At 66.7% G+C, this 13,772-nt stretch carries 13 protein-coding genes; 3 read left to right on the plus strand and 10 right to left on the minus strand.

Annotation, left to right across the window (positions count from 1 at the left end):
- Nucleotides 1-103: 103 nt before the first annotated feature.
- From ABE422_RS06930 to ABE422_RS06965, 8 genes are all read right to left on the minus strand, one after another.
- Nucleotides 104-319 (minus strand): hypothetical protein, encoded by a 216-nt coding sequence (locus tag ABE422_RS06930; RefSeq protein WP_102787997.1) that lies wholly within the window; start codon nt 317-319, stop codon nt 104-106.
- A gap of 192 nt (nt 320-511) precedes the next feature.
- Nucleotides 512-1,936 carry a replicative DNA helicase gene (locus ABE422_RS06935; RefSeq protein ID WP_121037974.1) on the minus strand — a complete coding sequence of 475 codons (1,425 nt, stop codon included), beginning with the start codon at nt 1,934-1,936 and terminating at the stop codon, nt 512-514.
- 214 nt (nt 1,937-2,150) lie between these two features.
- A complete protein-coding gene (locus ABE422_RS06940; RefSeq protein WP_313210278.1) occupies nt 2,151-2,711 on the minus strand; it encodes an NADPH-dependent FMN reductase in 561 nt (186 codons plus the stop codon).
- Nucleotides 2,712-2,873: 162 nt separating this feature from the next.
- Nucleotides 2,874-4,817 carry an asparagine synthase (glutamine-hydrolyzing) gene (gene asnB, locus ABE422_RS06945; protein ID WP_346482720.1) on the minus strand — a complete coding sequence of 648 codons (1,944 nt, stop codon included), beginning with the start codon at nt 4,815-4,817 and terminating at the stop codon, nt 2,874-2,876.
- Nucleotides 4,818-4,820: 3 nt separating this feature from the next.
- Nucleotides 4,821-7,100 (minus strand): thiamine pyrophosphate-dependent enzyme, encoded by a 2,280-nt coding sequence (locus tag ABE422_RS06950; protein ID WP_346482721.1) that lies wholly within the window; start codon nt 7,098-7,100, stop codon nt 4,821-4,823.
- Nucleotides 7,101-7,146: 46 nt separating this feature from the next.
- Complete coding sequence (locus ABE422_RS06955; RefSeq protein WP_313210284.1) at nt 7,147-7,806, minus strand: glutathione S-transferase family protein; 660 nt, start codon at nt 7,804-7,806, stop codon at nt 7,147-7,149.
- 91 nt (nt 7,807-7,897) lie between these two features.
- Nucleotides 7,898-8,449: a GNAT family N-acetyltransferase gene (locus ABE422_RS06960; RefSeq protein WP_313210286.1), complete on the minus strand. Its 552-nt coding sequence runs from the start codon at nt 8,447-8,449 to the stop codon at nt 7,898-7,900.
- Nucleotides 8,450-8,580: 131 nt separating this feature from the next.
- Nucleotides 8,581-9,411: a glycine zipper 2TM domain-containing protein gene (locus ABE422_RS06965; protein ID WP_123730792.1), complete on the minus strand. Its 831-nt coding sequence runs from the start codon at nt 9,409-9,411 to the stop codon at nt 8,581-8,583.
- A 159-nt stretch (nt 9,412-9,570) separates the two neighbouring features.
- On the opposite strand from ABE422_RS06965, the gene ABE422_RS06970 reads away from it, so the two are divergent.
- Together ABE422_RS06970 and ABE422_RS06975 are read left to right on the plus strand one after the other, a co-directional pair.
- Complete coding sequence (locus ABE422_RS06970) at nt 9,571-9,795, plus strand: DUF6116 family protein (RefSeq protein ID WP_346482722.1); 225 nt, start codon at nt 9,571-9,573, stop codon at nt 9,793-9,795.
- Nucleotides 9,792-10,565, plus strand: coding sequence for a TatD family hydrolase (locus tag ABE422_RS06975; protein ID WP_346482723.1), 774 nt, complete (start codon nt 9,792-9,794; stop codon nt 10,563-10,565). Before ABE422_RS06970 ends, ABE422_RS06975 begins: the two co-directional genes overlap by 4 nt.
- Here ABE422_RS06975 and ABE422_RS06980 read toward each other — a convergent pair.
- Nucleotides 10,539-11,942, minus strand: a complete 1,404-nt coding sequence (locus ABE422_RS06980; RefSeq protein WP_346482724.1) for an MFS transporter — start codon at nt 11,940-11,942, stop codon at nt 10,539-10,541. The two genes, ABE422_RS06975 and ABE422_RS06980, sit on opposite strands and share 27 nt — an antisense overlap.
- 98 nt (nt 11,943-12,040) lie before the next feature.
- On the opposite strand from ABE422_RS06980, the gene ABE422_RS06985 reads away from it, so the two are divergent.
- Nucleotides 12,041-12,913: a LysR family transcriptional regulator gene (locus ABE422_RS06985; protein ID WP_346482725.1), complete on the plus strand. Its 873-nt coding sequence runs from the start codon at nt 12,041-12,043 to the stop codon at nt 12,911-12,913.
- Nucleotides 12,914-12,941: 28 nt separating this feature from the next.
- Here the strand turns inward: ABE422_RS06985 and ABE422_RS06990 are convergent, their stop codons facing one another.
- Nucleotides 12,942-13,751 carry a tRNA threonylcarbamoyladenosine dehydratase gene (locus ABE422_RS06990; protein WP_346482726.1) on the minus strand — a complete coding sequence of 270 codons (810 nt, stop codon included), beginning with the start codon at nt 13,749-13,751 and terminating at the stop codon, nt 12,942-12,944.
- Nucleotides 13,752-13,772 lie beyond the last annotated feature (21 nt).

Raw genomic sequence — 13,772 nt, forward strand, 5'->3', positions numbered from 1 at the left:
TTCCTTCGTTTTGTGGGCGCGGCGCGGCGGCGCCCACCCCCCCCCCCCCCCCAACAACCCCCCCCCCCCCCCCCCCCCCCCCACTACCCGATCCCATTCTTGTTCAGGCCGTTGCGACGCGCCCGCCACCCAGCAGCCGCGCCGGAAGCATCAACAGCGCACGCAGGAAGGCAAACAGCGCCGAGAACGTGATGCCGACCAGGCGGAACGGCAGGCTGACCAGCCACACCAACGGCCACGCCACCAGGGCCAGGAGCGCCAGCGGCCAGCACAGCACGAACAGCAGGCACCACACGCCCAGCGCGAACAGGGTCTTCATCGTTGGTCTCCGTTGACGGCACCCTGCCGCCCGGAGACCACCATCGCGCCCTGCCCGGGCGCACTGCAACGGGTTTGCGACGAAGCCCGGCATTTGCCGATGAAACGGTCGTGCCGGCGGCTGGCCGGCTCTGCACGATGACGGTTCCACGGGAGCCGGCCAGCGGCCGGCACTACCGTAACGCCTTCGGCGTTACTCGAACGAACCCACCGAGTCGTGCGACAGGTTGTCGAAGCGGGTGTACTCACCGAAGAACTTGAGCTTGCACGAGCCGGTCGGGCCGCCTCGATGCTTGCCGATGATGATCTCGGCCAAGCCCTTGTCCGGCGACGTTTCCTTGTTGTAGTAGTCGTCGCGGTAGATGAAGACGATCATGTCCGCATCCTGCTCGATAGCGCCGGATTCGCGAAGATCGGCCATCACCGGGCGCTTGTCGGTACGCGTTTCCAGCGAGCGATTGAGCTGGGACAGTGCGATCACCGGCACGTTGAGCTCTTTGGCCAGGCCCTTCAACGATCGCGAGATTTCCGAGATTTCGGTCGCGCGGTTTTCGCTGTTGCCCGGCACGCTCATCAGCTGCAGGTAGTCGATGACGATCAGGCCCAGGTCGTGCTCGCGCTTGAGGCGGCGGCACTTGGAACGCAGGATCTCCGGCGACACACCGGGCGTATCGTCGATGAAGATCTTGGTTTCCTTCAGCATCCGGATCGCACCGGTCACCCGGCTCCAATCCTCATCTTCCAGCTGACCGGTACGCAGGCGCTGGGCGTTGATGCGGCCGTTGGAGGAAATCAGACGCATCGCCAGCTGCGAGGCCGACATTTCCATCGAGAACACCGCCACGCCTTTCTTGGACTTGATCGCGGCGTACTCGGCGATGTTCAGCGCCAGCGTGGTCTTGCCCATGGCCGGGCGCGCAGCCAGGATGATCAGATCGGTCGGCTGCAGGCCGGCGGTCATCGCATCGAAATCGGTATAACCGGTTGGCAGGCCGGTGATGTTGCCGCCGTTCTCGAAGCGGTTGCGCAGCTCTTCAAAGGCGTCTTTCAACGCACCGGGCATCGCCACGAAATCAGTACGGCCACGCGCGCCCTGTTCGGCGATCGCGAACACGGATTTTTCCGCTGCCGAGAGCAGCTCGCTGCTTTCGCGGCCTTCGGGCTGGAAGCCGTCGTTGACGATGTCGGTGCCGACCTGGATCAGCTGGCGCAGCACGGCCTTGTCACGCACGATCTCCGCGTAGGCACTGATGTTGGCGGCCGACGGCGTGGTGCTGGCCAGCTCGATCAGGTACGCGCCATCCCCCACCAGCTCCATCTTGCCCTGCGATTCAAACCACTCGCCCAGGGTCACCGCATCGAACGGGCGATCGCGTTCGGACAGCTCGCGGATCGCGCGGTAGATCATCTGGTGATCGCGGCGGTAGAAGTCGGTTTCGGTCAGCTGGTCGTTGACCCGGTCATAGCTTTCCGGGGCCAGCATCAGCCCGCCCAGCACCGCCTGCTCGGCCTCGATCGAATGCGGCGGCACGCGCAGGGCGTCGATGCGCATCTCATCGCGATCAAAGCGGTCACCGCGGTCTTTGCGGTCGGAACGGAAGCCAGAACGGGCGGACATGGGGGGCGTATTTCCTGCAGTGTGAGGCGTAGGACATGGTAGGCACGCGGGGCGCCCCGCAGCCATGCACAAACCTGTGGATAAGCAGTGGATGAGCTGGGGATACCGGCGCCTGCCGGTACGATCGGCCGGGGCCGTCGCATCGCGTGCGACGGACGCCCTTGCGGCGCCCGTCCACGCCATTATCGCAGATGCATGACCCGCCCGCGGTGGATCAGTGCGTGCCGCCGTGGGTGCCGACCCAGGCGATGAATTTGTCCACGAAGCCCTGCAGGAAGTCCCTGGTGCCCTCATTGCTGATCGTGCCGTGCGCGTCGATCAGCCCTTCCTTGAAGTGCAGGAAGGCCTCGGGCTGGCCCAGCACCGGCATGTCCAGGTAGGCCAGGATGTTGCGCAGGTGCTGCTGGGCCAGCGCCGTGCCGATCACCCCGATCGAGGCGCCGATCACCGCCGCGGGCTTGCCGGCGAAGGCGCTGTCGCCATACGGGCGCGAGCCCAGGTCGATGGCATTCTTGAGCACGCCCGGGACCGAGCGATTGTATTCGGGGGTGACGAACAGCACCGCATCGGCCTCCCGGATCTGCTGCTTCAGGCGGACGCCCTGGCTGGGGTAGTCCTTGTCGAAATCCTGGTTGTACAACGGCAGGTCACCGATCTCCACGTAGGAGAACACCGCCTTGCCGGCGGCGAGTTTCTCCAGCGCGTGAGCCAACGCCTGGTTGTGCGAGCCCTTGCGCAGGCTGCCGACCAGTACGGCAATCTTGTATTCGGCCATCACGTTCGCTCCGTTGGGGGAAAGGCCCAGCCTAGGCGGGCCCACCTTCGGCAACGGTGAAGGCGGCGTCAGCCACGCATGGCGTGGCGCTACGGCCGACACCACATACGGTAGAGCCACCCCATGGGTGGCTGCCTTACGTCTGCACCCGCACGCGCGGCACTACGCGCGCGTCACGTCGGCGCGTGCGTTGCGCCAATGCGCCTGCCAAGCCTGAAACATCAGCACGTTCCACAGATGCGTGTGCCATTTGCGCTCGCCCTGCTTGAACTGCTGCCACAGCGGGGCGACCGCCTCGACGTTGAACACCCCCTCCTCGGCCAGCCGCGCCGGATCCAGCAGTTCATCGGCCCAGCCACGCAGGTCGCCCTTGAGCCACGCGCTGACCGGGGCCCCGAAGCCGCGTTTGGGGCGGTGCACCATATCCTGCGGCACATAGCGGCCCAGCACGCGCTTGAGCAGGTACTTGCTGACGCCATCGCGCTGTTTCATCGCCATCGGCAGCGACCAGGCGAACTCGGCCACCCGCCAGTCCAGCAGCGGTGCACGCGCCTCCAGGCTGACTGCCATGCTGGTGCGGTCCACCTTGCACAGCAGATCATCCGGCAGATAGGTGCTGAAATCGGCCAGCATCATCGCGTCCGCCGGCGAGCCGGCGCCATGCAGCGGATCGGCCAGGTCGTAGAAGCTGCCGGCCGCCCGCGCGCCACGCACGGCGGCCACTGGATCACGCCAACGCGAAATGCGGTTGCGGTAGACATCCCCAATCCCACGCGCGCCGGACTCGGCCAGCAGCGCCGCCAGCCCGCCGGTGCGCGAGGCCTCGCCCTGCGTGTGCGCATGGCGGGCCATCCAGCGCCGCAGCGGCGCAGGCACCTTGCCCAGCAGGCGCCAGTTGCGCATCGCACGCTGGTAACGGGTGTAGCCGAAGAACAGTTCATCGCCACCGTCGCCGGACAGCGCCACGGTCACGCCCTGCCGCGCCAGCTTGGCGACCAGCGCCGTGGGCACCTGCGAGGCATCGGCGAAGGGCTCATCGAACATTGCCGGAAGACTGGGCACGACGGCCAACGCATCGGCACCGCTGACATACAGCTCGGTGTGATCGCAGCCCAGGTGCTGGGCCAGCGACTTGGCCAGCGGCGCCTCGTCATGGTCCGAGCCGGTGAAGCCGATGCTGAAACTGTGCACCGGCTGGCTCGACTGCGCCTGCATCAAGGCGGCCACCACCGAAGAATCGGTGCCGCCGGAAAGGAAGACGCCGACCGGCACATCGGCCACCATGCGCAGCGCCACCGCGTCGCGCAGCACGGCATCCAGACGTTCTTCGGCCTCGGCATCGTTACCGGTGAACGGCGCGGCCAGGGCCTGCTGCATGCGCTCGCGCGCGTTCCAGAACGGCTGCTGCAACTGGTCCGGGCGATGCGCGGCAGCGCCGGCGGCCACCGCCTCGGCATCCAGCCGCAGCACGCGACCCGGCATCAGCTTGAAACAACGTTCGTGGATGCAGTGCGGCGCCGGGATGTAGTCCAGCCGCAGCAACAGGGTCAGCGCATCGCGGTCGACCTCGTTGTCGAAGCCCGGGTGCTGCCACAGGGCCTTGAGCTCGGAGCCGAACACCAGTGTTTCACCGGCCCAGCCGTAGTACAGCGGTTTCTTGCCGACCCGGTCGCGGGCCAGCCACAGGCAGCGCTCCGCGCGGTCCCACAGCGCGATGGCGAACATGCCGTTGCTGCGCTGCAGGGTCTCGTCGAAGCCCCACTCGGTGATCGCGGCGAGCAGCACTTCCGTATCCGAATGGCCGCGGAAGCCATGCTCCAGCGCTTCCAGCTCGGCGCGCAGCTCGGCGAAGTTGTAGACCTCGCCGTTGTAGGCCAGCACGTAGCGGCCATCGGCCGAGGTCATCGGCTGATGCCCCAGCGGCGACAGGTCCAGGATGCTCAGCCGGCGATGCGCCAGCGCGATGCCGGCCGAGGCATCGGCCCACACCCCGCTGTCATCCGGGCCGCGGTGCACCAATGCGTCGCCCATGCGCCGCGCCTGTTCTTCCAGTGCTGCCTGCTCCCTTGCCGGAGCGGGCAGCAACATGCCTGCCAATCCACACATGTATCAATGGTCCTGCGCCAGCGCGAGGGCGGCGTTCAATACCGCATTGTCGCTTGGAAGCACGCACAATGCTGCCCCCGCCAGCGGCGTGTAGGTATCGGCCCCGCATACCCGCCGGATCGGCAGGTGCCCCAACCCGGCCTCGACCAGCGCGGTGATCACGCCCTCCCCCACCCCCGCGCTGTGCCGCCCCTCATCGACCACCAGCACCCGCTGGGCATCGGCAGCCTGGCCAGCGATGAAACCGGCATTGAGCGGCACCAGCCAGCGCAGATCGACCACCCGCACCTGCCAGCCCAGCTGCTGCTCGATCGCCCTCGCCGCCCGCAGGCTCATCGGCACGCCATTGCCGTAGGTGAAGATGACCAGGTCACTGGCCTCCGGCGCGTAGACCCGGCCCTCGCCGGGTACCAGTGCCTGGTCGGCGGCCGGATACGGGAACAGCCATTGGCCATCGCCCGGCGCGTGCAGGTCCTTGGTCATGTACAGCGCGATCGGCTCGAGAAACACCGCGACCCGGCCGTCGAAGGTCGCCAGCGCGGCCAAGGTACGCAGCATCATCGCCGCATCGTCGCCGCGCGAGGGACAGCCGACCACCAGGCCGGGGATGTCGCGCAGCGCGGCGATCGAGTTGTCGTTGTGGAAATGCCCGCCGAAGCCCTTCTGGTAGCCCAGCCCGGCAATGCGCACCAGCATCGGATTGCGGTACTGATCGTTGGAGAAGAACTGCAGTGAGCACGCCTCGCCACGCAGCTGGTCAGCCGCGTTGTGCAGATACGCCAGGTACTGGATCTCGGGGATCGGCAGCATGCCCAGGTTGGCCAGGCCCTGTGCCATGCCCAGGATCATGGTTTCATCGAGCAGGGTATTGAACACACGGCGCGGCCCGAAGGCCTTGAGCAGACCCTTGCTGACTGTGTACACCCCGCCTTTCTGCGCGACGTCCTCGCCGAACAGCAGCGTGGCCGGGTACTTGGCCATCAGATCGTGCAGCGCCTGGTTGATCTGGATCGCCAGATGGCGCGGCGGCTGTGTCTCGGGCAGCTGCGCCTCACCTCCAAACGCGGCGGCACGCGCGTCATCGGCAGCCACCCGCGTGGCTTCGGCATGGACCGCCGCCGGCGAGTACGGCGCCAATGGTGCGATCACTTCCGCGAGATCGGTCAGTTTCGGGCGGCGATCCGCCTCGGCGGCCGCGGCGAAACAGCGCGCGCGCACGCGCTCGTACAGATCGAGCACCTGCGCGGCGGTCATCCACCCGGACTGCAGGGCGATCGCCGCCGAGCGCAGCAGCGGATCGCTGGCCTCGGCCGCGCACAGCTCCGGCAACGGCCGCCATTCGATCTCGAAATCGGTGCCGGCATGGCCCATCAAACGCGTGGTGCGCAGGTGCAGGAAGGTCGGGCGGCGGGTCTGCCGGCAATGCGCCAGCGCGCGCTCGACCTGCGCATGCCCCTCGACCAGATCCAGCCCATCAGCGAAGAAGTAATCCAGGCCCGGGCGGTGCGCGAAACTCTGCGCGATCCAGCCGTCCGGGGTCTTGACCGAAATGCCGATGCCGTTGTCTTCGCAGACGAACAGGATCGGCGCTGGCAGCCGCTGGTAGGCCGCCCACGCCGCCGTGTTGAACGCGGTCTGCGCGGTGGCGTGGTTGGCCGAGGCATCGCCGAAGGAGCAGATCACCACGCTGTCCTCGGGAATCGGCAGCGTGTGACCGATGCGTCGCCCGCTTTCGATGGCCAGCGCGGTGCCCAGGGCCTTGGGCAGGTGCGAGGCGATCGTCGAGGTCTGCGGCAATACCCACAGCGGCTTGCTGCCCCACACTTTGTGGCGCCCGCCGCTGGCCGGATCGTCCCGACTGGCCGCGAACGAGAGCGCCGCGTCCATCACCGGGTCCATGCCGGACAGCTTGCGGAAGCGCTCGGCCATGAAGCCGCCGGAACGGTAGTGCAGGAACGCCGGATCGGTGTGCCGGGACAGGCGCGCCACCAGCGCATTGCCCTCGTGGCCAGACGAACCGATCGTATAGAAGACCTTGTTCTGCACGCGCAGCACGCGTGCCATCAGGTCCAGATGGCGGCTGATCAGCTGCGACTCGAAGAGGTCGGCAAAGCCCTGCGCGTCCAGCGAACTGCCAGGCAGGATGGGGCTGCCGGGGGCTGGCCTCGGCGCAGGATCGCCACGCCACTGCTGCACGAAATCGATGAAGTTGGCGTCGCATATCTCGGCCCGGTTGAGGCCCTTCATGCGCGCGGGAATCGGATCGGGAACCACGGCAAACATGCATCACCCTCCGTGACGTGTTGCGTAGGCGGATAACCGGACGAACTCAGCGGGACTGTGCGAACAGGGCCTGCACCTCCGGCAGCGGTGTGGGCATGGGGACGAAGCGCGGCTGCTCGCGCACGCGCTGCAGCCAGGCCTGGACGGCCGGATACGGTGCCAGCGCGACGCCGCCATCCGCCGCGACATCGGTGTACGCGAACAATGCGATGTCGGCGATGCCGTAGGCGCGGCCACTGAACCACGGCGCCGTGCCCAGATGCTCCTCCATCACCGCCAGCGCCTGGGCCGAGCGCTCACGCAGGCGCGGCAGCTCGGCACGGCGCGGTGACTCCAGCGGCGTCCAGCCGCTGATGAAGCGCGCGACCGCCAGGCATGGTTCGTGGCTGTACTGTTCGAAGAACATCCAGCGCAGCGTCTGTGCGCGCTCCCAGCCATCCGTGGGCAGATACGGTGTGCCCTCGGCCAGCCAGAACAGGATCGCGTTGGATTCGGGCAGCACACGCCCGTCATCGCGCTGCACCAGCGGCACCTTGGCATTGGGGTTCATCGCCAGGAAATCCGGTGTATGGGTCTGGCCGTGCGCACTGTCGACCTCGACCCAGTGGTAGCGCGTGCCCAGCTGCTCCAGCAGCATCCGCACCTTGTGGCAGTTGCCCGATACGGACATGCCGTACACCGTCAATGGAGCCCGCAACGACGTCATCGCTACCCTCTTGCGCATGCACCGCGGGCGGCTCGCCCGCGATGCCGAGTCTGGCCTCACCCGATCGCCTTTGCCAAGCGCGGGTGCAGCATCACCGTTGGCCGGCGCGGCGCTGCTGCCACTGCTGCCGCGACTGGCCCCAGATCTCTATCGGCTTGCCAGCGTGCGGCGGCGGCAGCTCGCCCATGCGCAACAGCGAACTACCCAGCTTGCGCGCGACGACCTTGGAGTTTTCGTTGGCGGCATCGATGGTGTGGATGACCTCGTCCCAGCCCAGCGTGTCGAACGCCCAGTCCATGCTGGCCACCGCCGCTTCGGGCGCATAGCCCTTGCCCCAGCTCTCGCGGCGGATGCTCCAGCCGACCTCGGTGCCCGGCCAGTCCAGCGGCTGCCAGGGGCCCATGCGCCCGACCCACTCACCGCTGCTCTTTTCGATCACCGAAAACATCGAAAACCCGTACAGATGCCAGCTGCCGACCAGGCAGCTGAAACTGCGCCAGGCCTGCGACGGGGCCTGCACACCACCGAGGTGCTGCATCACCTCCGGGTCCGAGCAGAAGCGCAGGAAGGCATCGAAATCCTCGGCGCGCGGTGGGCGCAGGATCAGACGGTCGGTCTCCAGCTGGAGGTCGAAAATGCTCATGGCGTCCTCGTGTGTTGCATGCGTGCCGGCATGATCGCAGATGCCGTGATCGGCAGGCCGTGCGGCGCACCCCAAAACGCAGCACGCCGGCAGTGGCCGGCGTGCTGGTGGTGCTTTCGAGCTGCAGGAACTTACTGCCTGTTCGCATCCAGTGCGGCGGTCTGGGTCACCAGCTGGCCATCGATCACCGGCAGGCGATCGCTGCTCGGCTTGTTGTCCATCTTCACGGTCTTCTCGGCGCCGTCGTAACGGTAGGTCACGTTGTAACCGGTGACCGCATTGGTGGTGCCCATCGGGATGCGGTTGCCCGGCTTGCTGGCCATGCGCATGGTGCCGGTGGTGCCGTCTTCATTGCGGTAGGTGACGTTGTAGCCGGTCACGCGGGTCGACTCGGAGGTGGCGGTTTCGGTGTGGCACTGGCGCTCGGTGCGGTTGACCACGCGGCCACCCACATGGCGCTTGTCCACCTGGTTGCCGATCATGCCGCCAGCGACAGCACCAGCGGCCGTGGCGGCCTTGCGGCCATTGCCACCACCGACCTGGTTACCCAGCAGGCCGCCGATCACGGCACCAGCGACGGTACCGCCAACGTTGCCGTCGCGTTCGGGCAGGCGTTCCTGCACCACCACGTCCTGGCAGACTTCATGCGGGGTCTGGGTGCTGGACGTCTCCCGCACCGGCTCGGTGCCGATCACGGTGGCGTACGCCTTTTCCTTCTTGGTCAACGGATCGACCTTGACGATGTCGGCGTATTCCAGCTTGCCCGCCTTGTCTTCAATGGCCAGCTGGTCGGTGCGCGCGCCATCGTCGGCGAGCGGCGTGGTGTCCAGAGTGGGCCGGGTCTGAGCAGCGGTCACCGCATCGGGCGAGGAACTGCCGCCCTTCATGAAGGCAGCGGTGGCGATACCGCCAACCAGCAGCGCACCCGCAGCGACCAACGCAGTAGTAGTTGTACTTTTCATAACCGGCTCCTTGCGGACGATCCGCAACGTTCTTGAGTGAATTCCAGCACGGCCACCCTGAACGGAATCTCCACGGATCGTGAACATCCTGCCGCCCATTCAGGTTCGGTGAGCCTTCAGCTCGTGATAGCGTTTACAGCATCTGCCCAGGAGTGCCTCATGTCCAATCCCATACTGTTGCAGGTGCTGGAATGGGCGCGTCGGCTGCGCTACCCCACCCTGTTCAAGATCACCGCCGCGCTGTTCGCAGTGACGCTGGTGATTCCCGACCCGCTGCCGTTCGTGGATGAAATCCTGTTCGGCCTGGGCACGCTGCTGCTGGCCAACTGGAAGCGACGCGGCGACAAGCTTCCGCCGCCGCTGCCGGCCAAGCGCCGCGCGTGAGGTTGATCGACAGCCACTGCCATCTGGATGCGGGTGAGTTCGATGCGGATCGCCCTGAGGTGATCGCGCGCGCGCGCGCGGCCGGCGTCATGGCCCAGGTCGTTCCCGCCGTCACTGCCGCCAGTTGGCCCGGCCTGCGCGATGCCTGCCGGCTGGCCGATGGTCTGCACCCGGCCTACGGGCTGCACCCGATGTTTCTGGACCAGCACCGCCCCGAACACCTGGAGGCGCTGCGTGCGTGGCTCGAACGCGAGCGCCCCTGCGCGGTTGGGGAATGCGGGTTGGACTTCTTCGTGGAGGGTCTGGACGTGGACGCTCAGCTGCACTACTTCCTGGGCCAGCTGCGGCTGGCACGCGAGTTCGACCTGCCGGTGATCGTACATGCGCGCCGCGCGGTAGATGCGGTGATCGCGGCGATCAAGCAGATCGGCGGGCTGCGCGGCGTGGTGCACAGCTTCTCCGGCAGCCCCGAGCAGGCACGGCAACTGCACCAGCTGGGCTTCCTGATCGGACTGGGCGGCCCGTTGACCTATGACCGCGCCCAGCGCCTGCACCGTCTGGTCGCCAGCATGCCGCTGGCGCAGCTGCTCCTGGAAACCGACGCGCCGGATCAGCCGGATGCGGGGATCCGCGGAGAGCGTAATGAACCGGCACGCTTGCCGGTGATCCTGGCGACGGTGGCGCGGCTGCGCGGGGAGCGGGCCGAAGTGATTGCCGCGCAGACCACGGCCAATGCGCGCACCCTATTCGGGCTTCACGGCTTCTCCTGAAGCGCGCAACGGGTGGAGTGGCCCCGGCCGCATGCCAGACCAGCACAGGACGCTCGCCAGCAATAACGCTCCCGCCGACATGCCGATCGAGATGTGCATGCCATGCATGAACGCATCCGGCGCGCCATCGCCGATCAGGCTGCCAAACAGGGCGACACCCAGCATGCCGCCGACCTGTCGCGCACAGTTGAGTACGCTGGAGGCGATGCCTGCCCGCGACCGGTCGACCGATGCAAGCGTCGCGTTGGTCATGGTCGGCACCACCAAGGCGACCCCGCTTGCCGCCATCAGCATCGGTACGATCAACAGCGCGTAATGGCCCCCGATGCTCACCCGCATCAACAACAGGTAACCCGATCCTGCCAGCGCAAGACCCATGAACATCAGCAACCTGGGACCGAGCCGCGTAATCAGGCGCCCCGCCACCACATTGAGTGCGACCAGAACGAGGGTCATCGGCAGAAAGGCCAGCCCGGTCTGTTGCGGGGACAGATGCTGCTGCATCTGAAAAAACAGACTGAACACGAAAATCAGACCGTAATAGGCGAAATTCACCGCGACGCCTGCCAGCGAGACGATGGAGAACGTGTGATTTCGAAACAGATTCAATGGCAGCATGGGTGAGGTGCTGTGAGCTTCAATCCAGAGGAAGGCGGTGAGGGACATGAGCGCCAACAGGGCCCCTCCGCGCACCACGCCATGCGCCCAACCCAGCTGACCTGCCTCGATCAGGGTCATGGTCGTCGCTGCCAGCGCAACCATGGCAGCCACCTGCCCACTCCAATCGAGGCCACGCCGATGCCCGCCGCCGGACGGCGCCGCATGCCGAAGCGTCAGGCAGATCCCGATCAAACCAACCGGAAGATTGATCAGAAACACGCTGCGCCAGCCTGCATGCGCTACCAGCACTCCGCCCAGCACGGGACCGGCAGCCAGCGCCGCTCCCCCGAGAGCGCCCCACCACCCGACGGCACGACTACGCGCCTGGCTGTCCGGAAATGCCCGCTGCACCATGACCAGCGAGTTGGGTACCAGCAGCGCCGCGCCCATGCCCTGGATCAGTCTGGCTCCCACCATCACAGGCAGACTGCCCGCAAGCCCGCAGGCAGCCGACGCCAGAGTAAACACCGCCAGGCCCGAGAGATAGAGCCGGCGCGCGCCGAAGCGGTCGCCCAGCGCCCCGCTTGTCAGCAGCAGTGCGGCGAATGCCAAGGTGTAGGCGTTGACCACCCACTGCAGGCCGGCCACATCAGTTGAAAATTCACGCTGCAGGGCATCCAGTGCAACGTTGACCACACTGATGTCCAGCAGCACCACGACGAAGCCGAACGCGGCGGCCCAGAGCGTACCGCGCGCGGAAGCAGAAAAAGCTGCCATTTGGGGTCCCACAAGCATAAGAGACCGTCCATGCTAGGCTTGGTTGGCACCCTCGAAAATTCCCCGAAATCACACTCCAGACCTGCGAAAACGCACCGATGTTCGACTGGGAGAATCTCCGTCATTTCTTGGCGGTTGCGCGCGACGGCACCTTGTCAGGCGCGGCTCGGGCGCTGCATGTCGACCATGCAACCGTCAGCCGTCGTGTTGCGGCCCTGGAGGTCGAACTGCAGGTTGCGCTGGTCGAGCGCTTGCCACGCTCCATCCGCCTTACCGCGATGGGCGTCCAGATTTACGAGCACGCCAAGGCCATGGACACCTCAGCATTTGCTGTCGCCCGCGCGAGCCGGGCCAGCCAGGAGGCTATCAATGCCAGGGTGACCCTTAGTGCACCGCCAGTGCTGGTGGCGCACCTGCTGGCGGAACGGGTTGCCGACTTCCGGGCAGCGCAGCCCGGCATTCAACTTTCCGTGTCGGCCCAAGCCCAGCAGGTATCACTCGCCCGCCGCGAGGCGGATGTGGCTCTGCGGCTCGTCCGTCCCAAGGAAGCCAGCAGCGTTGTGCGCAGAATCGGACGAATGTCGTTCGCTCTCTATGCCAGCCACGATTACGTCGCCACCCGTCGGCCCGAAGAGTGGGCCTTCATTGCCTATGACACGCAGTTTGCTGACATGCCCCAGCAGAAGTGGCTGCTGCAGATCGCAGGAAGCCGTGCCGTGTCGTGCGAACTGAGCGACATCAGCAGTCATCGGGCAGCTGCTCTGGCCGGAGCGGGCGTGGCCGGGTTGCCGCGCTTTCTGGGTGATGCCGCGCCAGGACTGATTCAGCTGGCGCATGACGGAGCGCCGTTCTCACGTGACATCTGGCTGGTGGTGCACCGTGACCTCCGGCGGTCACCCTCGGTACGCACGGTCATGGACTTTGTGGCGACCGTCGTCGCGGACCGGCCCGGCCTTGCGTTGAACGCGTGAGCCGGTCCACTGCCGTGCCGATAGCGGCTCAGTCGGCCGTGACCACCGTGGCCGGCTTCTTCATCAACATCTCCAGCGCCTTCCCGACCGCCGCGAACGCGAACGCGCCGGTGATATGCGTGGCCGCGCCCAGCCCGGCGCCGCAGTCCAGCTTCAGCGCCGCGTCGGCGCCAAGGTTCGGGCGGATGCCGCACACGCTGCCGTCGGCCTGCGGGTACTTCACGTTTTCCAGCGAGTACACCGCCGGCACGCCGAAGTAACGCGAGGCGTTCTTGGGGAAGTTGAAATCGCTGCGCAGCTTCTTGCGGATCAGCGCCATCATTGCGTCGTGTTCGGTGCGCGAGACATCGCGGATCCGCACCAAGGTGGGATCAGTACGGCCACCGGCCGCCCCCACGGTGAGAATGGGCAGCTTGCGGCGGCGGCACCAGGCGATGGTCTCGACCTTGACCCGGAAGCTGTCGCAGGCATCGATCACCAGATCGAAATCGCGGTCCAGCAGCTCGACCATGTTGGACACGGTCAGGAACGAGGCAACCGCATCGACGCTGATGTCCGGGTTGATCGCGCGGCAGCGCTCGGCCATCGCCTCGGCCTTGTTGCGGCCGTACTGGCCGGCCAGCGCCGGCAGCTGGCGGTTGGTGTTGGACACGCAGATGTCATCGGCATCGATCAGGGTCAGGTGCCCGACCGCCGTGCGCGCCAGCGCCTCGACCACCCACGAGCCGACGCCGCCCATGCCCACCACCGCCACCCGGCGGCTGGCGAGCAGATCCACGGTGCCTACTCCATACAACCGGTCGATGCCGGCAAATCGTTCGCGCAGTAAGTCGTTCATGCGCCTATTTTAATGCGCCCA

The sequence above is a fragment of the Stenotrophomonas sp. TWI1151 genome (assembly GCF_039673135.1).
Lineage (GTDB): Bacteria > Pseudomonadota > Gammaproteobacteria > Xanthomonadales > Xanthomonadaceae > Stenotrophomonas.